Annotated in this window: 17 protein-coding genes and 1 tRNA gene; 10 read left to right on the top strand and 8 right to left on the bottom strand. The window is 63.4% G+C overall.

The features are described from left to right. Positions 1–89 precede the first annotated feature (89 nt). The 3 genes from rph (at position 90) to MPC4_RS18710 (ending at position 1,890) form a co-directional block, all read left to right on the top strand. On the top strand, positions 90–803 hold the full coding sequence (rph, locus tag MPC4_RS18720) for a ribonuclease PH (protein ID WP_174513866.1): 714 nt from the start codon (positions 90–92) through the stop codon (positions 801–803). Then, entirely contained in the window at positions 804–1,433 is a 630-nt protein-coding gene (gene rdgB, locus MPC4_RS18715; protein WP_174513865.1) for an RdgB/HAM1 family non-canonical purine NTP pyrophosphatase, read from the top strand. A 148-nt stretch (positions 1,434–1,581) separates the two neighbouring features. After that, a complete protein-coding gene (locus tag MPC4_RS18710) occupies positions 1,582–1,890 on the top strand; it encodes a hypothetical protein (protein ID WP_134491334.1) in 309 nt (102 codons plus the stop codon). A 200-nt stretch (positions 1,891–2,090) separates the two neighbouring features. On the opposite strand, the gene MPC4_RS18705 is transcribed toward MPC4_RS18710, so the two are convergent. Then, positions 2,091–2,996 (bottom strand): hypothetical protein, encoded by a 906-nt coding sequence (locus MPC4_RS18705; RefSeq protein WP_174513864.1) that lies wholly within the window; start codon positions 2,994–2,996, stop codon positions 2,091–2,093. A gap of 247 nt (positions 2,997–3,243) precedes the next feature. Here MPC4_RS18705 and hemW point away from each other — a divergent pair, with 247 nt between their 5' ends. From hemW to MPC4_RS18690, 3 genes are all read left to right on the top strand, one after another. Beyond that, positions 3,244–4,413, top strand: a complete 1,170-nt coding sequence (hemW, locus tag MPC4_RS18700) for a radical SAM family heme chaperone HemW (RefSeq protein ID WP_174513863.1) — start codon at positions 3,244–3,246, stop codon at positions 4,411–4,413. 256 nt (positions 4,414–4,669) lie between these two features. Then, the gene (locus tag MPC4_RS18695; protein ID WP_174513862.1) at positions 4,670–6,448 is read left to right on the top strand and encodes a peptidoglycan L,D-endopeptidase MepK; all 1,779 of its coding nucleotides are present in this window, start codon (positions 4,670–4,672) and stop codon (positions 6,446–6,448) included. A gap of 170 nt (positions 6,449–6,618) precedes the next feature. Continuing rightward, positions 6,619–7,104 (top strand): MmcB family DNA repair protein, encoded by a 486-nt coding sequence (locus tag MPC4_RS18690; RefSeq protein ID WP_174513861.1) that lies wholly within the window; start codon positions 6,619–6,621, stop codon positions 7,102–7,104. A gap of 239 nt (positions 7,105–7,343) precedes the next feature. Here the strand turns inward: MPC4_RS18690 and MPC4_RS18685 are convergent, their stop codons facing one another. Beyond that, complete coding sequence (locus MPC4_RS18685; RefSeq protein ID WP_174513860.1) at positions 7,344–9,347, bottom strand: AI-2E family transporter; 2,004 nt, start codon at positions 9,345–9,347, stop codon at positions 7,344–7,346. Positions 9,348–9,678: 331 nt separating this feature from the next. Between MPC4_RS18685 and MPC4_RS18680 the strand changes: the two genes are divergently transcribed. Both MPC4_RS18680 and MPC4_RS18675 read left to right on the top strand, forming a co-directional pair. Next, positions 9,679–10,647, top strand: coding sequence for a DUF485 domain-containing protein (locus tag MPC4_RS18680; protein ID WP_174513859.1), 969 nt, complete (start codon positions 9,679–9,681; stop codon positions 10,645–10,647). 128 nt (positions 10,648–10,775) lie between these two features. Beyond that, complete coding sequence (locus tag MPC4_RS18675; RefSeq protein WP_174513858.1) at positions 10,776–11,813, top strand: peptidoglycan -binding protein; 1,038 nt, start codon at positions 10,776–10,778, stop codon at positions 11,811–11,813. 31 nt (positions 11,814–11,844) lie between these two features. On the opposite strand, the gene MPC4_RS18670 is transcribed toward MPC4_RS18675, so the two are convergent. Together MPC4_RS18670 and MPC4_RS18665 are read right to left on the bottom strand one after the other, a co-directional pair. Then, positions 11,845–12,999, bottom strand: coding sequence for an acyl-CoA dehydrogenase family protein (locus MPC4_RS18670; RefSeq protein WP_174513857.1), 1,155 nt, complete (start codon positions 12,997–12,999; stop codon positions 11,845–11,847). Positions 13,000–13,037: 38 nt separating this feature from the next. After that, positions 13,038–14,588: an acid phosphatase gene (locus tag MPC4_RS18665; RefSeq protein WP_425312503.1), complete on the bottom strand. Its 1,551-nt coding sequence runs from the start codon at positions 14,586–14,588 to the stop codon at positions 13,038–13,040. 147 nt (positions 14,589–14,735) lie between these two features. Here MPC4_RS18665 and MPC4_RS18660 point away from each other — a divergent pair, with 147 nt between their 5' ends. Together MPC4_RS18660 and MPC4_RS18655 are read left to right on the top strand one after the other, a co-directional pair. After that, positions 14,736–15,305, top strand: coding sequence for a mismatch-specific DNA-glycosylase (locus MPC4_RS18660; protein ID WP_174513855.1), 570 nt, complete (start codon positions 14,736–14,738; stop codon positions 15,303–15,305). Positions 15,306–15,491: 186 nt separating this feature from the next. Further along, positions 15,492–15,566, top strand: a tRNA-Val gene (locus MPC4_RS18655). A 96-nt stretch (positions 15,567–15,662) separates the two neighbouring features. On the opposite strand, the gene MPC4_RS18650 is transcribed toward MPC4_RS18655, so the two are convergent. The 4 genes from MPC4_RS18650 to MPC4_RS18635 all read right to left on the bottom strand — a co-directional run bounded on the left by MPC4_RS18650 (position 15,663) and on the right by MPC4_RS18635 (position 18,666). Continuing rightward, the gene (locus tag MPC4_RS18650) at positions 15,663–15,911 is read right to left on the bottom strand and encodes a hypothetical protein (RefSeq protein ID WP_174513854.1); all 249 of its coding nucleotides are present in this window, start codon (positions 15,909–15,911) and stop codon (positions 15,663–15,665) included. 178 nt (positions 15,912–16,089) lie between these two features. Then, complete coding sequence (locus MPC4_RS18645; protein ID WP_244629111.1) at positions 16,090–16,374, bottom strand: hypothetical protein; 285 nt, start codon at positions 16,372–16,374, stop codon at positions 16,090–16,092. 181 nt (positions 16,375–16,555) lie between these two features. Continuing rightward, positions 16,556–17,239, bottom strand: a complete 684-nt coding sequence (locus MPC4_RS18640) for a response regulator (RefSeq protein WP_174513924.1) — start codon at positions 17,237–17,239, stop codon at positions 16,556–16,558. A 14-nt stretch (positions 17,240–17,253) separates the two neighbouring features. After that, the gene (locus MPC4_RS18635; RefSeq protein WP_174513853.1) at positions 17,254–18,666 is read right to left on the bottom strand and encodes a sensor histidine kinase; all 1,413 of its coding nucleotides are present in this window, start codon (positions 18,664–18,666) and stop codon (positions 17,254–17,256) included. Between the last annotated feature and the right edge of the window lie 135 nt (positions 18,667–18,801).

Genomic DNA, 18,801 nt, shown 5'->3' with positions numbered 1-18,801 from the left:
GGATAAATTGAACAGAGGTCCCACCCGCCGCAGTTGCGCATTTGTGGACGACCCACTAGAGATGCGCCTCACTCAAAAGAGGGTTTTTGATGCGTCCGTCTCAACGCGCCGCCGACGAATTGCGGCCAGTCACGATCGAACGCAATGTCGCGCGCTATGCCGAAGGCTCCTGCCTGATCAAATTCGGCTCGACGCATGTGCTCTGCACAGCCTCGCTGGAGGATAAGCCGCCGGCGTGGCTACGGGGTCAGGGACGCGGCTGGGTCACCGCCGAATACGCCATGCTGCCGCGCGCGACACATACGCGCACGCGCCGGGAATCGACCACCGGCAAGCAGTCGGGGCGGACGCAGGAGATCCAGCGCCTCATCGGCCGCAGCCTGCGCGCAGTGACCAATCTGCAGGCCCTCGGCGAACGCCAGATCACGCTCGACTGCGACGTGCTGCAGGCTGACGGCGGCACGCGGACGGCCTCGATCACGGGCGCCTGGGTCGCGCTGCATGATTGCCTGAAATGGATGCATGGACGCTCGATCATCAAGGAGTTTCCCTTGCGTGATCATGTCGCGGCGATTTCCTGCGGCGTCTCTAACGGCGAGGCTGTCCTGGACCTCGACTACGCCGAGGATTCCGCCGCCGAAACCGACGCCAATTTCGTCTTGACCGGCGCCGGCTCCCTTGTCGAGGTGCAGGCGACGGCCGAAGCAGCCGTATTCACCGAAACGCAGTTGAACTCCATGCTGACGCTGGCGCGCGGCGGCGTTTCGAAGCTCATCGAGCTGCAAAAGTGCGCAGTCGCCTGAATGCCGCGCAGCCTCAATGGAAGACTGGTCATCGCGACCCATAATGAAGGCAAGCTCGCGGAAATGCGCGAGTTGCTCGACCATTACGGCGTCAAGGCCGTCTCGGCCGGCGAACTTGGGTTGCCGGAGCCGGAAGAAACCGGATCGACATTCCTCGCCAATTCGCAGCTGAAGGCGATCGCCGCCGCCGCGGGCGCCGATTGCCCCTCTCTCGCCGACGATTCAGGGCTTTGCGTCGAGGCGCTGGGGGGCGAGCCGGGGATTTATTCCGCGCGCTGGGCGGGTCCGACGCGTGATTTCGGCGTCGCAAGGGCGAAGGTCGAGGAGGCGCTGCGATCGGCCGGCGCCGCGCCGCCGTTCAAGGCGCATTTCATCTGCGTGCTCACACTCGCCTTTCCAGACGGCGAAACCCGGAGTTTTGAGGGACGGGTCGACGGCGAACTGGTCTTTCCGGCGCGCGGCTCGCTGGTGTTTGGCTATGATCCGATCTTTCTGCCGGAAGATCTGACCAAGACCTTCGGCGAGATGACGCTGGAAGAAAAGCAGGCGATTCCGCCGGACGGGTCGCCGGCCTTGTCTCACCGGGCGCGCGCCTTCCAGGCTTTTGCACGGGGCTGCTTCGGCGCTTAGCGCTTAGCGCTTTCCGAGACCGGCTGGAAGATGCGTCAAAACGGCCAAATTCGCGAAAACCTCGGCCGGAGGACTTGATTTACCCCGCCTCGCGCAATATCATATTGCAGTGCAATATAATGGGTTGCATTTGCAGGGAAAGCGCGCGATGTCCGCCGTCTGGAATACCAAATATGGAACGCGCCGGGTCCGCCACGACCCGCCGACGCTGAAGGAGGCCATCCTCGCCGCGCAGGGATTGACCGACCAATTGCTGGAGCAGGTCGAGATCGCCGCCGCGCTGATGGACATGCCCGTCGCCGAGGTGCGCGCCGAATTGCTGAAGAGCGCGCCGCCGCGCAAAGCCGAACAGATCGTAACCTCGAGCGGCCGCACGCCGCGCACCGTGGTCGTCGAGCGCAAGCCCAGCCGGCGCATCCCCGCCGGAGCCGCGCCGCGCCTTTCCCGGTCCATTTAGAGAATCGCCGCCCGAAGAGCGCCACGCGCGAGATGATGCGGCGCACGCTCTGGCGGCGACGCAACGGCGCCAGAGCAGAATGCGTTCAGGCGGTCGCGCGGCTGACGTTTCTTCCGAGAAAACCAAGCGCTTCGCTCCAGACTCAAAAGCTTGAGCATATTCGTGTCGATCAGATCGAACCGATCTGATCGGAATATCCTCTAGCGAGCCAGTTCCGCGTAAGCGACAAAGCGCGCCGGTAGTATTTTCTGTGCGCCGCCAATAACCTTCGGCAAAGTCACGCGCGCCATCCCGTAAGCGTAAGTGATCTCCATCGCGCCCGCTCTTGACGGGGGCGGCGCGTCGCTCTCGACAGGCCGAGCCGCCGATCCGATCTCATCCGCGGCTTCGACGCCGGCTGCGTTTGGCGCGAGGCGCGCGCCAGCGGCCTCGCCTCTGTCCTCAGCTGGCGTGGCGATCCCGACAGGACGCGGCGGCGGTAGCGGCGCATCGGTTGAGAGCTGTTCAAAGGATGGCGGCTTGCCGGGCGTGACCCGCGCCATCTGGATGCGAGCCTGCTGCGGCTCGGACTTGCCGCCAAACGCGCCAAAGACAGATGCGACATTGCGCATCAGCCCGCCGAACATCGACGCCTGCGGGCCCGCTGGCGTCCGCGCATCGGCGACAAGCGCGGCAGGCGCGGCTTTGCGCTGCCCGTTCGAGGCGACCATGATCTGCGGCTCACCAGGGCGCGGCGCGTTACAATTGCGAACGCCGAGCGCGATCAGTTCGCTGCCGCGCAAAACCTTGTACTGCCGGGTCAGAGGGCCGAGCTTCTCGCGCACCGCCGGCGGATAGGAATTGAAGAGCTGCTGCGACACATCATAATTGCTCTCATGATTGCGCGGATCGTAAGCAAGATGAAATTTCAGCGTGCTATCAGGATAGACGCAGACGTTCGGAAGGCTGAGCGCCAGCGTGCAGGCCGAGCGGCACTCATGCAGCCGGACTTCGCGGTCCGTCGCCCGATAGAGTTCGGTCTGGCTCTGATATTGGTTTACGTAGCCGCCGACGTCTTTCATGACGACGACCGGCGCCGGCATAGGCGGGGGATCGAGATAACTCAATGTTCACCCATTTTCGCAAATTCGACGCTTACGCAAATCTCTTTGCATCCAAGGTAATTAAACGTAGTGAACGCACTCTTAATCGGCCGGCGGAAATCTGAAATGTGTAGCCAAACGCATGAAGTCTGCGCCAAAATGGACGGCTTCATGGCCCAAGACCTAGCGACGAGTGTGGCCGTAATTAAGGCGCGGCTTCGCGCACATCATGGCGCAACCAGCCGCCGAAAGAGCGTGACCCCGGATGAGCATGACTGATCTATCCCCGAAGGGCGAGGATCCCGGCTTCGGCGTCTATGTGCATTGGCCGTTCTGCCTGTCGAAATGCCCCTATTGCGATTTCAACAGCCATGTCCGGCAGCAGCCGATCGACGAGGCGCGCTTCGTCGCCGCCTTCGAGACCGAACTCGCCCACCGGGCCGCTCTGACGCCTGGCCGCGCGGTCTCCTCGATCTTCTTTGGTGGGGGCACGCCGTCGCTGATGAAGCCATCGACGGTCGCCGCGATTCTCGACGCCGTGGCCCGCCATTGGCTGATAGACACGAAGGCGGAAATCACCCTTGAGGCCAATCCGACAAGCGTCGAAGCCGAGCGCTTTCGCGGCTATCGCGCCGCCGGCGTCAATCGAGTCTCGCTAGGCGTTCAGGCGCTGAACGACGCGGATCTGAAAGCGCTCGGGCGCACGCACACCAGCGCGGACGCCATGACCGCGGTCGCGCTCGCCGCTTCGATCTTCGACCGCTTCTCCTTCGACCTGATTTACGCGAGGCCCGGCCAGAGCGTTGAGGACTGGCGCCGCGAACTTGAGGCCGCCCTGCCCTATGCGCGCGATCATCTTTCGCTCTACCAGTTGACGATCGAACCCGGCACCATGTTCGAGCGGCTGCGCGAGGCTGGCAAACTTGCGGTTCCCGACGCAGACCTTGGGCGCGATTTCTGGGACGCGACGCAGGACATCATGAACGAGGCCGGACTTCCCGCTTATGAGATTTCCAATCATGCGCGCCCTGGCGCGGAGAGCCGGCATAATCTCATCTACTGGCGCTACGGCGAATATGCCGGGGTTGGTCCGGGCGCTCATGGCCGCATCCTCGCCGCGACTGGGCGCCATGCGCAGGCCTGCGAGCGCGATCCCGAAAAATGGCTCGCCGCCGTCGAGGCCAATGGCAATGGGCTTTGCGAGGACGCGCCTCTATCGCCCGAGGAACAGGGCGATGAATTCCTGCTGATGGGCCTTCGCCTTGCGGAGGGGATCGAAATCCGGCGCTTCGAGGCGATGTCGGGCCACGGCCTCGACCCGCGACGGCTCGCTTCGCTGATCGCCGAGGGCATGGTGGAATATACGCATCAGGGTCGCGTAAGGGTCAGCGCGGAAGGTTTTCCAGTGCTCGACGCCGTCGTCGCAGACCTTGCCGCCTGAGTCTTTTATCTCCTTGAATTCACTGAGGAAAGGAAAGCGCCAAGACGATTCCCTGGGGGCGACACACGCTCGCCACATTCAAAGACTTAACCTACAGCCTTGGTTTGCCGCATAGATTCGTCAAGGTCGTTTTGCGGAGCGCCTGTCACAAGATGTTACGCAATGCTACGCGGCATTAACGGTTCAAGTTTAATGAATGCGAACATCATCTGAAGACGGGTTCGCCCCGTCCATCCGGCCATTGCGAGAGTCACAATTGCGTCTAGCCCGCCCCCGCATCACTCTCGGAAAACAGGCGCGCCGAGCCGCCGCGGTTTACGTCGCCACATTGCTGAGCAGCTTCTTCGTAAGCTCCTCGACCGAGACGGCGGTCGCCAACGGCGACACCCGCACGCTCAATCTTTATCATTCGCATACCGGCGAATCCATCCAGGCGACATTCCGAGTCAACGGATCTTATGATCCGGCCGTCCTCGCACAACTCAATCATTTCCTGCGCGACTGGCGCAACAATGACGAGACTCACATGGATCCGCGTCTGTTCGACGTGATCTGGGAGGTCTATCGGACCGCCGGCGCAACACAGCCGGTCGTCGTCTATTCCGCCTATCGCTCTCCCGAGACCAATGCGATGTTGCGCGCGAGGTCTCACGCAGTCGCCGAATATTCGCAGCATATCCTCGGCAAGGCGATGGACACCACCATGCCCGGCATGTCGATGGAGCAAATCCGCGAAATCGGCATGCGTCTGCAAAGGGGCGGCGTCGGCTATTATCCGAGAGAGAATTTCGTTCATCTCGACGTCGGCAATGTCCGCTACTGGCCGCGCATGAGCTATGAACAGCTCGCCCGCATCTTCCCGGACGGCAAGTCGGTCGATCTCGCGGCCGACGGCCGCGCGCTGCCGCGCTATGAAGAAGCCCGCGCCGAGATTACCGCGCGCGGCGGCGTCGCAAGCGATGTTCCACAGCCTCAAGGCGGCGGCGGCGGATTGTTCGCCTGGCTCTTCGGCAATCATGATCGCGAAGAAGAGGCCATCGCCCGCCGCGAGGCCGCGCCTGGCCGTGGCCCGACACAGGTCGCTTCGCTCGACGGAGCTGGCGCCGCCGCCAGTTCGCCACCCGCCCGGATGACCGCAGCCGAGCGCCGCGCCGCGCGCGCCGCCGCGAAGGATGCTCCCGCGTTGGCCGCGATCGCCGCTAGCAATCCGCCCGATGCGAAACCGGCGGCGCCCGCGAATGCAACGCAGGTCGCGGCTCTCGCACAGCCAGCCGCCCGCGCTCCGGAGCCTTCGCCAGCGCCGGTTCCGACGCCAGTCCCCCGGGAGAAGGACGCCGCCGCCGATCAGGACGCCGGCGCGCCGGCGAAGGATCTCAAGAAGGACAAGGCCGAAAAGACAATCGTCGCAGAGGCGCCGCTGCCGCCCTCTCGCCCGATGGACCTCGTCGCCTATGCCGACGTTCCGACGCCTCCGAGCCGGCCGGAGGCGCTGCTTCGCGTCGCTTCTCTCGCGCCTCAGACCAGCCAGGACGCGGGCGCGGCCGCGGCCGCCAAAACAGCCGCGAAGCCCGACGCGATCTCCCCGCTCGCGCGGGCGGCGAGCCTGCCCGTCGTCATCACACGCGGACCAAAAGACCAGCCGGGTCTTCCCTCGTCAGTGCTTGGCTACGCCGCCAGCCCCGACACCGCGCCAAGGCCGCGCAGGACGCTCTCGAGGGACGACAAAGCGCCTGAAATCATATCGGCGCGGCTCGACCGATCGAATTACAACGAGCTGACCAGCGAAGCGCCGACGGCGGAAACGCCGCCCCAGTCGGTGTTGGGCCAGGCCATAACGGGCCTGCGCCAGGCCGCCCGCATCATCCCGGACGCTCTCTCCGCGATGCCTTTGGCCGGCTACAAGATGGCGTTCAGCGCCGCGTCGAGCATGCTCGACTCCGCTCATTTCACCAAAGGACCCGCGACAAGCGAACAGGCGCAGGCTTTGAACCGCGTCAGCATTGTCGACGCGTCGAAGAACCCGCCGGCGCAATAGGACGTCGCGAAGAGCCGTGCGCCTCTGTCGAACGGCGCGCGGCGCCGGCGAGATTGAGACCCGGGCCTTGAACGGCGCGCCGGTCTGGCGCATGCTTCGGCCTCTATGCTATCGCGCGTCAAGGCGCCTCGTCAAAGCGCCCGACGCTTGACGCGGAGCCGACGTCCAAAATGCCACGGTTGATGCAGACTCTGACGCCACAAGATGGGCGGCAGTCCGAGACCGCGCTGTTCGTCGCGCGCGGAACGCGGCGTCTGTTGCGGCGCCTGAGATTCTCGACCGTCACCGAGCTTCCTTTATTGTCCGGAAGACGCGCCGACATCGTCGCGCTGGCGGCGGACGGCGGCGTCCATATCGTCGAGATCAAATCCTCGATCGCCGACTTTCGCGCGGACATGAAATGGCGCGAATATCGCGCCCATTGCGACCGGCTCTATTTCGCCATTCCTGAAAGCGTGCCTGTCGAGATCATGCCGCCCGACGCCGGGCTCATTGTCGCGGACGCGTATGGCGCGGAGATTTTGCGCGAGGCGCCGGAGCATCGCCTGGCGGCGGCGACGCGTCGCGCGGTGCTGATGCGCTTCGCTCACGCCGCCGCCCATCGGCTGCACGGATTAAGCGATCCCGAGGTGATGGCGATGGGCCCTATCGGCTAAAGCATATTCCGATCAGATCGGTTTGATCTGATCGACAAGAATGTGCTCAAGCTTTTGAATCTGGAGCGATTTCTGATCAATCGAATGATTCAATTCGATCGGAAAGCGCGAGATGCATGACGCCGAAAAGTTGCAGGCTTTCGGGCCAACCATCATGCATTAAAACAAAGGCTTAAAGAGCGGAATACGATTCCCCTTGAACGCATTCTGCTCTGGAGACGGAATGACTTCCAAAGGAATCACGCCGCACCGACAAGCGCGCTATTCGGCTCCTCGCGAAGTTCGATTCCGCGCGGATCCGCGGAAATGGGGCCTTCTGAATCAATATGCGCCTTGGCCTCGGCGACGCAGAAGGCCACGACCTCGGCGAGGCGCGTCGCGCAGAGGTCCGCCTTGGTCTGGCCACAGAGTTCACTCGCCTTCTCCGGATCGCATTGCCAAAAGGCGGCGATGATCCTGGCTTCCGGAAGGCGGCGGCGCAAGCGGCGGATGGCGTAGCGCACGCGCGCGGCGCTCACCTCCCCTCCGAGATACGAGAGACAGATGATCTGCGCGCCCGATCCTGTAAGATGCAGAATTCCGCCAATCGTCAGCATCTGATGCGGTTCGAGCTTGGCTTCCATTCCATGCTTTTCCAGCATTTGCGCCAGGAGAGCGGCCGCGGCCTCGTCGAGCGCATTGCGGCCCGCGATGCACAGCACCGCCTTGCGCGGTCCGGCCGGCCGGGGCGCATCCTCCGGCGGGATTTCGAGCGAAGGCGCCGCGGCGGGCCCATCCTCAAGATCGGCATAGGGTCTTTTTGCCGGCTCTGGAACCGCCGCGGGCGGCTCGTCGACGTGATCGGATAAATTCTCGATCACCTCCATGATGGTTTCCTTGATCTGCTCCTGCCGGCCCTCATGCAGAACGCCGCGCTTCAAATCGACCTCCGCCATCAAAAGGCCCTTCAGCGCCACATCGTCGTAATAGGCGATGAGCGAACTGGTCTTCAGAAATTGCTCGGCCTGATCGGCGACTTCCGACGCGTCGCCAACAAGCATGCGCTGGTAAAAGTGCTCTTCCGGGGTCAGAGCCGGGGCGTCGCCGAGGATGACGTCAAGGAAACTGAGCTGATCGACATGCCTGCCAAGGACGACGAGGCAGACGGTCAAAGGCGTCGAGAGGACAAGGCCGATCGGTCCCCACAGCCAGGTCCAGAACGTCGCCGAAACGACGACGGCGATCGGCGAGAGGCCGGTATTGCGGCCATACAGCAAAGGCTCGACAAAGTTGCCAACGAGGATTTCGAGAACCAGAAACAGGGCGAGCGTTTCCAGCGCCATGGCCCAGCCGGGATCAACAGCCGCGGCGAGCGCGAACGGAAAACTGGCGGAAATGATCGCGCCCACATAAGGCACGAAGCGCATCAGGAACGCGATGATTCCGAACAGAATAGGGCTCGGAACGCCGATCATATAGAGACCCGCGGTTACGACGACGCCGAACGCGGCGTTGACGAGCGTCTGGGTCAGGAAAAACCGGCTGAGCCGGCCGGCCGCATCATTCATGGCGACTGTCGTGCGCTGCAAGTCATCGCATCCGACGAGACGAATGAAGCGATTGCGCAGGTCTTCGCGCTGCAGCAGGATGAAAATCACGAAAATGACGACGATCGCCGCCGTCTCAAGAGGCGACAACGCCGTCCCGACAATGGTTTGCACCATAGCGAAGGGGCTCGGCGCCGGCTGGCGCACCTCGACCAGAACCGGAGCCTCGATGTTTTCCCCGCCACTTTGCAAGGGCGAAGGCGTGGCGTCCGGCGAGGGCCGCGCCGGATCAAGATGGCCGATGCTTTTCAGCGCGGTCGCGCCCTTCTCGAAAACGGCGTTCGTCGAGACGAGGTCGCGCAACCGGCTGATCTTGCCGTTGATCGTCGTCTGATATTTCGGCAGGTCGACGGCAAGCTCCGAAACCTGCCGGGTCAACGCGGCGCTGGCCGCGAAAGCGATGAAGAGGGCGCCGGCAACGACGATCATGACAGCCGGGACGCGGGGAAGGCCGAGGCGCCGCAGCACGAGGATCGGCTGCGACAGCACGAAGCTCAACAGTACGGCGATCGCAATGGGGACGAGAATATCGCGCGCGATGTACAGCACGCCGACCGAGAACACGAGGGCGACCAAGGTCGCCAGCATGTCGACCGTGCGTTGAAAATCACGCTTCCGGCGCGGACGAGCGGCGACAACATCGAACAATTCGCTCACCGGCATCCCCATGATCTACGCAGAGCTTTGCAACGTCTCCCTTTGTTCAAAGTTCCGGCCCTTCTATTTTTCTCGTTGCGCAGGAGATTGAAATATCGGATTTTTCTTAGTCCGGCATGCGCTCCGAACGTCCGCGACGCCGCTGGATTCTCTCCATTTGGATGTTGCGCGCAAGGTCAAGGCCGCCTTTAGTCTGTTTGCCGCGCGGGCTGGCTGGTCAAAGCTCTGGCCGGATCCCGCCAAATCTTGTTACAGTCCTCGTCAAAGGATCGGCCAATGAGTTTCGCGGACGCCTCGTTGCACGGTCTCTCTCGCGCTGCCGGTGATCGACATGGGCAGTAACGATCGCGGCCGCCTCTCGTTTCCCGTCATCTATCTCGTGCGGATGCTGGCGTTCCTCATCCTCGCGGGCTTTTGCGCGCTGATTTTGCATCGCCAGATCGCGACCGCCTTCATGGCCAATCCGGGCCTCAACGGCTTGATCATCGGCGTTTTGACATTCGGGATCATTCTCGGACTGCGACAGGTGATTCGCTTGTTCCGCGAAGTGAAATGGGCCAACGCTCTGCTGCGAGGCGAGGCCAGGCGGGTCAAGCCGCCGATTTTACTGGCGCCCGTGGCGCAGCTGTTCGGCGCCAAACCTTTCAATCCGTCAGCGCCTCTGCCGCTCCGCGTGGTCCTCGACACGATCGGCGCGCGGCTCGACGAATCGCGCGACACGGCGCGCTATCTGACCGGGCTCCTTGTGTTTCTCGGCCTGCTCGGCACGTTCTGGGGTCTGCTCGAAACGGTCGGCTCGATCAGCGGCGTGATCAAATCGATGCAGACCGGCTCGGACGCCGGCGTCATGTTCGACGACCTCAAGAACGGGCTTTCCGCGCCAATCGCGGGCATGAGCATATCCTTCACCTCATCCTTGTTCGGGCTCGCGGGCTCGCTCGTGCTCGGCTTCCTCGATCTTCAGGCGGGTCAGGCGCAAAACCGCTTCTTCGGCGAACTCGAAGACAGTCTGACGGCGCTTCCGATCGCAACTCCCGCTGAAATCGCCTCCGGCTACGAGGGGCTGCCGGCCGAACTGCGCATCGCGCTCGAAAAGCTCGCGGCCTCCGCGGATCAAAGCCAGGCCAAGGCGACGTCGATCGCAGTGGCCAATCTTGCCGACGGCGTTCAGGCGCTGGTTCAGCACATGCGCTCCGAGCAGCAGATCATTCGTGACTGGGTCGAAGCGCAGGCGGAGCAGGGACGCGAGGTCAAGGACGTTCTGCAGCGCCTCGCTGAAGAATTGAAGGAGCGCGGCTGATTGAAAAAGATCGCGTCGCAATTCGGTCCGAGGCCGTCCGGCTCTAACGAAACGGCGGCAAGCAAGGCCCCGATAAGTCAGGGGCGCCCTACCCTCAATCACCGCGCCCTCATGAGCGAGCAATTTTGATGGCTTCAACTCGTTCGCGGCAGCGGATGCGCCACATCGATTACTGGCCGGGTTTCGTCGACGCGCTTTCGACCATGCTTCTCGTCATCATCTTTCTTTTGTCGGTCTTTATGCTGGCGCAATTCTTTCTGGCGCGGGAGGTGACCGGCAAAGACACCGCCCTGACGAAGCTCAATCGCCAGATCGAGGAACTCAGCGCGCTTCTCGCGCTTGAGCGCAGCAACAAGGCGGAAGTGGAGAACACGGCCGCCACGCTGTCGGCCAATCTCGAAGCCGAGCAACACGACAAGGCCCGATTGCAGGGCATTATCGATTCAAAGGGCGCTGGGGCGCAAAGCGCCGAAGCGGCCGACGCGCGCGCCGCCAGCGCGCAGCAGCAGTTACAGTCACAGCAAGACGTATCGGCCAAGGCGCTGGCTCAGGTCGAGATCCTCAATCAGCAGATCGCGGCCCTGAGGCGCCAGCTCGCCGCTGTTGAAGAGGCTTTGGCCACCTCGGAAAAGGCCGGGGCCGAATCGCAGACGAAGATCGCCGACCTCGGATCGCGGCTCAATGTAGCTCTCGCCCAGAAGGTGCAGGAGCTCGCCCGCTACCGCTCCGATTTCTTCGGACGCCTGCGCCAGATTCTCGGCGACCGGCCGGGCGTCAGCGTCGTTGGCGACCGATTCATCTTCCAATCGGAACTTCTGTTTGAATCCAGTCAGGCGAGCCTCGACGCCGCAGGCCGCGCGGAACTCGACAAGCTGGCGAGCGCGCTGATCGAGCTTGAACATGAGATCCCGCCGGACATTCCCTGGATCGTTCGCGTCGATGGCCACACCGACAAAAAGCCGATTCAATCAGCGCAATATCCATCGAACTGGGCCCTGTCGGCCGCGCGGGCGATCGCGGTGGTGCAATATCTCGCCTCGAAGGGCGTATCGCCGCAGCGATTGGCCGCCGCCGGCTTCGGCGAGTTCCAACCGATCGACCCCGGCGACAGCGACGAGGCCAATCGGCGCAATCGCCGGATCGAACTGAAGATCACGGAAAAGTAGCGACGCTGTTCGATGCGGCCGGGCTCAAATATCATGGGATAATGGACAGAGCCTCTCGCCCCGCGTCCAGCCGAATGGCGTCGTTCTGCGGTGAATGGACCCGTCCGCACAGCACATCGCGATAATGGCGTTGCAGGGCATGATGGCGCGAAAGGCCGGGATTGCCCGAGACCTCCAGCGCCTTGGCGACGGCCTCGATGGCGTTCGTCGTGACGGCGAGCTTCATGAAGTGGCTCTCGCGCGCGGGAGGCGCCGCGCCGCTGTCGCAGCGGCTGGCAATGTCGGCGAGCAAAGCGCGGTTCGCGTAAAGTAAAGCGTCGATCGCGCCGACCGCCTCCTGCATTCGCGGCAAACTGGCAAGAGACGCGCCGAGGTTAGAGGGCCTCCGACTGTGCAAAAACGCTACGAGCCAGTCGCGCGCCGCGCGGGCGACCCCGTCATAAATCGTAGTGAAGAGGGTGGCGATCCACGCCGAGACAACATCGTCCGGCTTCTGCTGGGTCGCGGCGGGCCGCAGATCGACGACGCGGTCTTCCGCGACAAAAACATTGTCGAAGATCATGTCATGGCTGGCGCTGGCGCGCATGCCGAGATGGTCCCAGCTCTCCTCGATCCTGACGCCTTCTGAGCCGCCCGAAATAATCCAGGCGCCGACCAGCGGATCGGCGTCGTCGCTGCGCGCAAACACGCCAATCCAACTCAACGCCACGCTTCCGGTCGAATAGATTTTTCGCCCCGTGATGCGCCAGCCGCCCTCGACGCGGCGGGCGATCGTCGCCGGCAAGCCGCCACGGATCGGCGAGCCAAGCTCGGGCTCGACCAGCAGCATATTGCACAGCGCCCCCTCGGCGACGGCCGAGCGCGCGATCTCCTCGCTCAAGGCCTGCGGAAAATGGGGATTACGCAGCATCCGGAAGTGGAAAAGATATTGCTGCGCCAGCACCAGCGCGGTTGAAGGCTCGCCCGCCCCTATGCCGTTGACGACGCGATTGGCGGCGCGAAGGCCGCCGCCGAGGCCGCCGAGAGCAGGCGGGACTGTGAGCGCGAGAAGCCCGGCCTTGCGCAGGGCGTCAAAATTCTCGAACGGGAACGATCCAGCTTCGTCATGCTCCGCAGCGCGGCGCGCAAAATCATTAGCCAGCGCATCGACTTTGGACTCAAGGTCAGGCGTGGCCGGCATCAACATGGCTTCAATCCTCGTCGCCGGCGCGGCCGCAGGTAAGTTCATGGCGTCGCCAGATCAAGCGCGCCGGTGAGGTCCCCAAGCTGATGGCCGCCAGCCGCGATCGCGCCCGCGCGCCGCCGCAGGCCCGGCAGCGTCGGCAGACCGAATCGTTCGGTAATGAGCCGCAGCACTGAACTCGTATCGTAGAGCGTGTGATCGATGAAACCCTTCTTGGCGAAAGGCGACACGATAAAAGCCGGAATGCGCGTCCCCGGCCCCCAACGATCGCCCTTTGGCGGCGCGGCGTGGTCCCAGAAGCCGCCATTCTCGTCGTAGGTGATGACGACGACCATATGCGCCCACTGCGGGCTCTTTTCGAGATGGGCGACAAGATTGGCGAGATGCTCATCGCCCGCCATGACGTCGGAATAGCCGGGATGTTCGTTGAGATCGCCCTGCGGTTTGTAGAACGTCACCTGCGGCAGCGTTCCCGTATCGATCGCCGCGATGAATTTATCACCGCCAAGGCCGCCATCGCGCAAATGCTCCTCGCGCGCCGCCGTCCCGGGAGCGATCGAGGCAAAATAGTTGAACGGCTGGTGATGGAACTGGAACTTCGGATTGGGCTCGACTTTGGCGCCGTCGAGCGCCACTTGCCAGGCGCCGGCGTACCAGGCCCAACTGACTCCCTTGGCGCTCAAAAGATCGCCGATGGTCAATTCGGTCTGCGGCGGCAGCGTGCTTGGCTTATCGGGATCGGCATAGGCCGGATCGCCGCCAGGGGCGGGCTTGACGCCGCTCGGCTGATAGGGCGGCTGCATCGTGTTGACGGCGTAGAAATCCGGCGTCAGAGCGCCATCGCGGACAAATTTCGGAATACGTTCGAGCGCGGACTTTGGCGCGTTAGGGTCGAGCGTCAGCGAAACGCCGTCCGGATCGACAACCGAGATCAACCCCTTGGCTGGGCTCTTGTCCGCGCCCGGATAGCGCGGCGCGCAGGCGCAGGCGAGAAAGAAATGGTTGAGAAAAGAGCCGCCGAACGCGCCCATGAAGAAATTATCGGCCAGCACATAGCGCTGCGCGATCGGCCAGAGCGGCAGGTTCGGGCCTTCGTAATGGCCCATGACGAGAGCGCCGGAATCGCCATAGGCTACGAATTTGTCGTTCTTGCCGCCATTGATCTGCATCTGATTTTGATAGAAGCGATGGACGAGATCGGTCGTCGGAACGCTAAGCGGCGTGTTGAAACCCTTGGGATCGTCGATCGCAAAAGGCGCGTTGGGCAGATGGGCCGTTCGCTCCTGGTCAACCGCCGGCTCGACGCCTCTCGGCGTCAGGCCGCCCCAGATCGGCGGCAATTCGGGCAGCGGCGCCCCGTCGCGATCGAGCTGCGGCGCTTCGCTGGGTTTGAAATCGAGAAGGCCATTGGCGCCCGGAAAGCGGCTATAAAGGTTATCGAAGCTGCGATTTTCCGCATAGAGCACAACGATCGTTTCGATTTTTTCGAGCCCCTTGGGAGCGGGCGGCGCATCGCCTGCGTTCGCTGCGGCGGCGAGCGCGAAAATCAGACAGCCGCTCGTCAGGGCCAGACGTCCAAACTGCATGTTCATCATTGTCCTAAGCTGCGGCGGGCCAACCGGCGCAAATCGACTTGATTGTAAACGCTGCGCATTGTGTTGTTTTGACGCTCAAGAACAAGTCCGGAATTTTTATGCAAAATGACCACGCGGGATCGGCGGCCGGCAAAGGGGCTGGCAATGGACGATGAAAATCCGCCCGGCCTGCCCGATCTTCTGCGCGAAGGCCTTAAAGTGGTCTTCGTCGGCATCAATCCATCGATCTTCTCGGCTTCGCAGGGACATTATTTCGCGCGCAAAACGAACAGATTCTGGCCTGCCTTCTCGCGTTCAGTCTTGAGTCTGGCGGCGCGCGAGGCGATTGGCGCATCCTCGCTCGGCCCGACGCATGACCGCGCCTTGCTCGACCACGGATTCGGCTTCACCGACATGGTCGCGCGACCGACGGCGCGGGCCAGCGAACTCAATGTGACGGAGTTTGCCGCGGGCGCGCCGCTTCTCATAGAAAAGCTCGAACGCTACCGCCCCGGCGTCGCCTGTTTCCATGGCATGACGGCCTACCGGATATTTCATCGAATGCTGGGGGTGGACAGCGAGGCGGTCCTCGGAGCGCAACCTTTGCGCATCGCAGGCGCGCGCCTCTTCGTCGTGCCGAACCCCAGTCCGGCAAACGCGCATTCCTCGCCGGCCGATCAGACCCTCTGGTACGACCGTCTTTGGGCATTTGTCATGGAGGGGGCGGAGCGATGATGCGCCCTACCGCGCGCCTTTCACCAGAACCGGAGGGTTCTTGGCCTCTTTGAGCCTCGGCGCCCGCGCAAGATGCATGGCAATTCAGTGAATCGAGCTTGACTTCAACCCTTGGCGTTTCATAAAGGAACCGCTTCGTCTCGCGGCGGTCGATCCGACCCAGCCCTTTCGGGCGGCGAGCCGGACGGGCGCGTAGCTCAGCGGGAGAGCACTCCCTTCACACGGGAGGGGTCACAGGTTCAATCCCTGTCGCGCCCACCACTAAAATCAATAAGTTAGCTGGTAATATCTTTTTGCGACGGCCGTGTCAGGTAGCACGCAGGCAGCACGGGCGTACCTTGTAATTGGACGGTTGCGCTACGGCTCTGGCCAATCCGGGATCGCAATCCAAAGATCATTCAGCACCGCTCGGAATTGATGAGCCCCTTGTCGCATGGATACCACCGAAATGCCCCTCTCTGATAGCAACGCAGCCTCGAAAGGCTGCGGATGGGAAGCATGGCTGGCCCACGCTCCAATCCGCGCGATATTGTCAGGAGCGAAAAAGGCCACAAAATCATCCAATCGCTGGCGAAACTTCGCGTAAGCCTTGTTGGCTTCCGCCAATTCGACGTATGCCTTTCGCCTCTCTTCGGCATCCATCTTGACGATATAGTCGAGCGCCGCGGTCTCGGTTGAGACCTTGTCGTGGCGGCGTAGGGCGACGACGATGCGCTGCAGTTCAGACGTCGGCCTATACTCTCCACAAAGCGCAGTCGCACAGTCGAGAGGGCCAAACGTGATGTCATAACTCCGGCTTCTCGGTCTGCGCCTGCCGTTCGCCGATGGTCTGGCTGCCGCTCTGATCGACGACGACGGCGACGACGTCCTTCAGCCCCGCGCGGTCTTCGCGAACGAGGGAGCGATCGGCCAGCGCCAGCAGCAGGAGGCCAAGGCCGAGCGCGCGCAGCCATGCGCCGCGCCGGCGCGCATATATGCCGAGCGCGACCACGATCAGCGCCAGAACGCCGAAGCCGATCAGAATGGATGAGGGCAGAAGCGGCGAAAAGGACAGATTAAACTGATTCATCGGCGATTGGAGCCTCGGCGGTTAAGCCTTGCTGGTTTTGCCAGCCTTGCAAGAGTTCGCTTGTTCGAGGCCCCCGCCACGCTCCCGATCTTTCGCGCCCTATGCGCATCGCGCAGCTAAAGCGCGAATTGTGGTCAATTTCAAAGCGCGCCGGGGCGTGCGAAGCCGCATCATACAGGTTTCAGGCGAGCTTTGGCGCCTCTGGCGCGGCCGAAGGGCTGCCCGAATTCCGCTCGACATCGCCCCCCGCGCCCAAAATTCCCTGCCGCAGCGCCGCGAGAACGAGTTCAATGTCGGAGGAAACGCCAAGCTTGCTCTTGATGAGGTAGCGCGTATTCGCCACCGTCTTCGGGCTGACGTGAAGAATTCCGGCGATGTCCTCGGTCGAGTTTTCCGCAAGCAACATGCGTAAAATCTCGAACTCGCGCGGCGTCAGCACATCGGTGGCGACCGGCGCATCTGCGACGCGGCTCAGCGCGAGCTCATGGTCTATGTCGGCGCTGAGCGCAATTCTGCCTTGCAGCACATCGAAGGCGGCGCGCACCAGCGCTTCGGGCGGACTGCTTTTGGTGACATAGCCCTTCGCCCCGGCGCGGATCGCCTGCACGGCGTAAGCGGCGTTCTGATGCATGGTGAAGACCAGAATGCGGGCATTGGGATCCCATTGCCGGATGCGCCTGATAGCTTCGACGCCGCCGAAGCCCGGCATGGTTAGATCCATGATGACGAGATCCGGCTTCGCTTGCTTGAACAGACGATAGGCCTCGGCGCCATCGCTCGCTTCGGCGACGACCTTGAGGCGCGGTTGTTGCTGCAACAGCGCGCGATAGCCTTCGCGCACTATCGCATGATCGTCGACGAGCATTATTGCAACGTCCGTCACGCCGCGTCCCTCGTCTCGTCCGGGGGCGTTTCCGCTGGCGGGACGGGAATTCGCGCGCGAAGGCGAAGCCCGCTCGGGCGCGAGGTCTCGATGCTCAATGCGCCGCCGAGCGCGGCGATGCGCTCGCGCATGCCAAGCAGCCCCATGCCGGATTTGACCGAGACGTCGGCCCCGGCCTTGCCGTCGTCATCGACGGTAAGCTCGATGCGCGCGCGCTGATCCGCTTCGGCGGGCTCCCGCATGTCAAGCCTCAGCGTCACCTGCGAAGCCTCTGCATGTTTCGCCGCATTGGTGATCGCTTCCTGCGCGATCCTGTAAAGGCTCGCCGCGAAATCGCGCGGCAGCGCGTCGAATTCGCCGCCAAGCTCGATTGAAAAACGCGTGCCGCCAGCGCAGCGGCCGTTCCATCCAGAAACCAAGCCTTCAAGGCTCGCGGCGAGGCCAAGCTCATCGACATCGGGCGGACGCAGGCGCAAAAGCGCGCCGCGCAGCACCTCCATCATATGTGCGGCCGTGCGGGCGATGCTCTGGCACGCGGGCGCCAGCGCCGGATACTCCCGCCGCGCGGTCTGGGCGGCGGAGGCCGCGACCGCACCGATGGCGGCGAGGCACTGCCCGAATTCATCGTGCAGCTCGCGCGCAAGATGGCGCCGCTCCTCGTCCTGGACCGCGATCAGCCGCTGCGTCAGCGCGTTGCGCTCGGCGAGCGTCGTCTCAAGGCTGCCGGCGAGATGATTGAAGACGTTGCCGACCGCCGAAAGCTCGGCGAGGTCGAAGGGCGGCAGACGCGCCGAGAGATCGCCGGCGGCGAGGCGCTGAAGCCCGGCGCGGATCGCCCGGGTCGGCCGCAAGGCGTCGGCGAGCGCAGCGTAGACAAGGACGCACAACGCAAGCAACGCGACGGCGAGGACCCCGACGAGGCGGCTCGTCTCATGCCAGCTCTGTCCGATGAGGCTCTGGCGATCAATGGACGCCACAGCCTCCCCCTGCGCCTCGCCGTGGTAGATGACGCGACGCGCCGACTCCCGGTCCGCGCCAAACAGGCGCTGGTAGAGGTCGGCGAAAAGCTGTGGGGCGCCGGCGTCGCCGGGCGCGACGCCGCTGCACAGGCGCTGAATCATCTCGCCATCCCGCGCGCGATAGGCGACGCAGACGCCGGGCGCCATCAGCGCCGGCGCAATTCTCTGCAAATCGGGGAACTGGCTGGGCGCGCCCTTGATCCAGTGGAGCTGGCCCTGTTGCAGCGCGAGGTCTTTGGCGAGGACCTCGGCGATCCAGTTCGCCCGCGCCTGCGCGGCGTGGTCCGTCTCGAACAGAACGTAAGCCGCGGCGGCGGCGAAACAGAACGCCGCCAGAGCGGCGACGCGCAGGGCGAGCCGAAGCTTGAGGTCGATCCTTGACGCTCGCATTGGCGAATTCTTTCGCGAGGTTGGCGGCCGCAGCCGCAAAGCCGCGCTTAGTCTAGAGGCGGAACCCGCCCCATGGAAGGCGCGCGCGGACGATCGGGCAAATTGCCCGGCCATAGCCGGGACGCGCGCGCTTTC

It is taken from the genome of Methylocella tundrae (assembly GCF_901905185.1).
Lineage (GTDB): Bacteria > Pseudomonadota > Alphaproteobacteria > Rhizobiales > Beijerinckiaceae > Methylocapsa > Methylocapsa tundrae.
The sequence above is the reverse complement of the archived record's forward strand: the minus strand, read 5'-3'. Positions and strand labels throughout refer to the sequence as shown.

Coding starts and splice junctions, on each gene's coding strand:
- MPC4_RS18665 (WP_425312503.1), bottom strand. CDS start 14,588: ATGAACATGCAGTTTGGACGTCTGGCCCTGACGAGCGGCTGTCTGATT.
- MPC4_RS18680 (WP_174513859.1), top strand. CDS start 9,679: ATGGGCAGTAACGATCGCGGCCGCCTCTCGTTTCCCGTCATCTATCTC.
- MPC4_RS18675 (WP_174513858.1), top strand. CDS start 10,776: ATGGCTTCAACTCGTTCGCGGCAGCGGATGCGCCACATCGATTACTGG.
- rdgB (WP_174513865.1), top strand. CDS start 804: ATGCCGCGCAGCCTCAATGGAAGACTGGTCATCGCGACCCATAATGAA.
- MPC4_RS18660 (WP_174513855.1), top strand. CDS start 14,736: ATGGACGATGAAAATCCGCCCGGCCTGCCCGATCTTCTGCGCGAAGGC.
- MPC4_RS18710 (WP_134491334.1), top strand. CDS start 1,582: ATGTCCGCCGTCTGGAATACCAAATATGGAACGCGCCGGGTCCGCCAC.
- MPC4_RS18690 (WP_174513861.1), top strand. CDS start 6,619: ATGCCACGGTTGATGCAGACTCTGACGCCACAAGATGGGCGGCAGTCC.
- MPC4_RS18640 (WP_174513924.1), bottom strand. CDS start 17,239: ATGCTCGTCGACGATCATGCGATAGTGCGCGAAGGCTATCGCGCGCTG.
- MPC4_RS18635 (WP_174513853.1), bottom strand. CDS start 18,666: ATGCGAGCGTCAAGGATCGACCTCAAGCTTCGGCTCGCCCTGCGCGTC.
- MPC4_RS18670 (WP_174513857.1), bottom strand. CDS start 12,999: ATGTTGATGCCGGCCACGCCTGACCTTGAGTCCAAAGTCGATGCGCTG.
- rph (WP_174513866.1), top strand. CDS start 90: ATGCGTCCGTCTCAACGCGCCGCCGACGAATTGCGGCCAGTCACGATC.
- hemW (WP_174513863.1), top strand. CDS start 3,244: ATGACTGATCTATCCCCGAAGGGCGAGGATCCCGGCTTCGGCGTCTAT.
- MPC4_RS18645 (WP_244629111.1), bottom strand. CDS start 16,374: ATGAATCAGTTTAATCTGTCCTTTTCGCCGCTTCTGCCCTCATCCATT.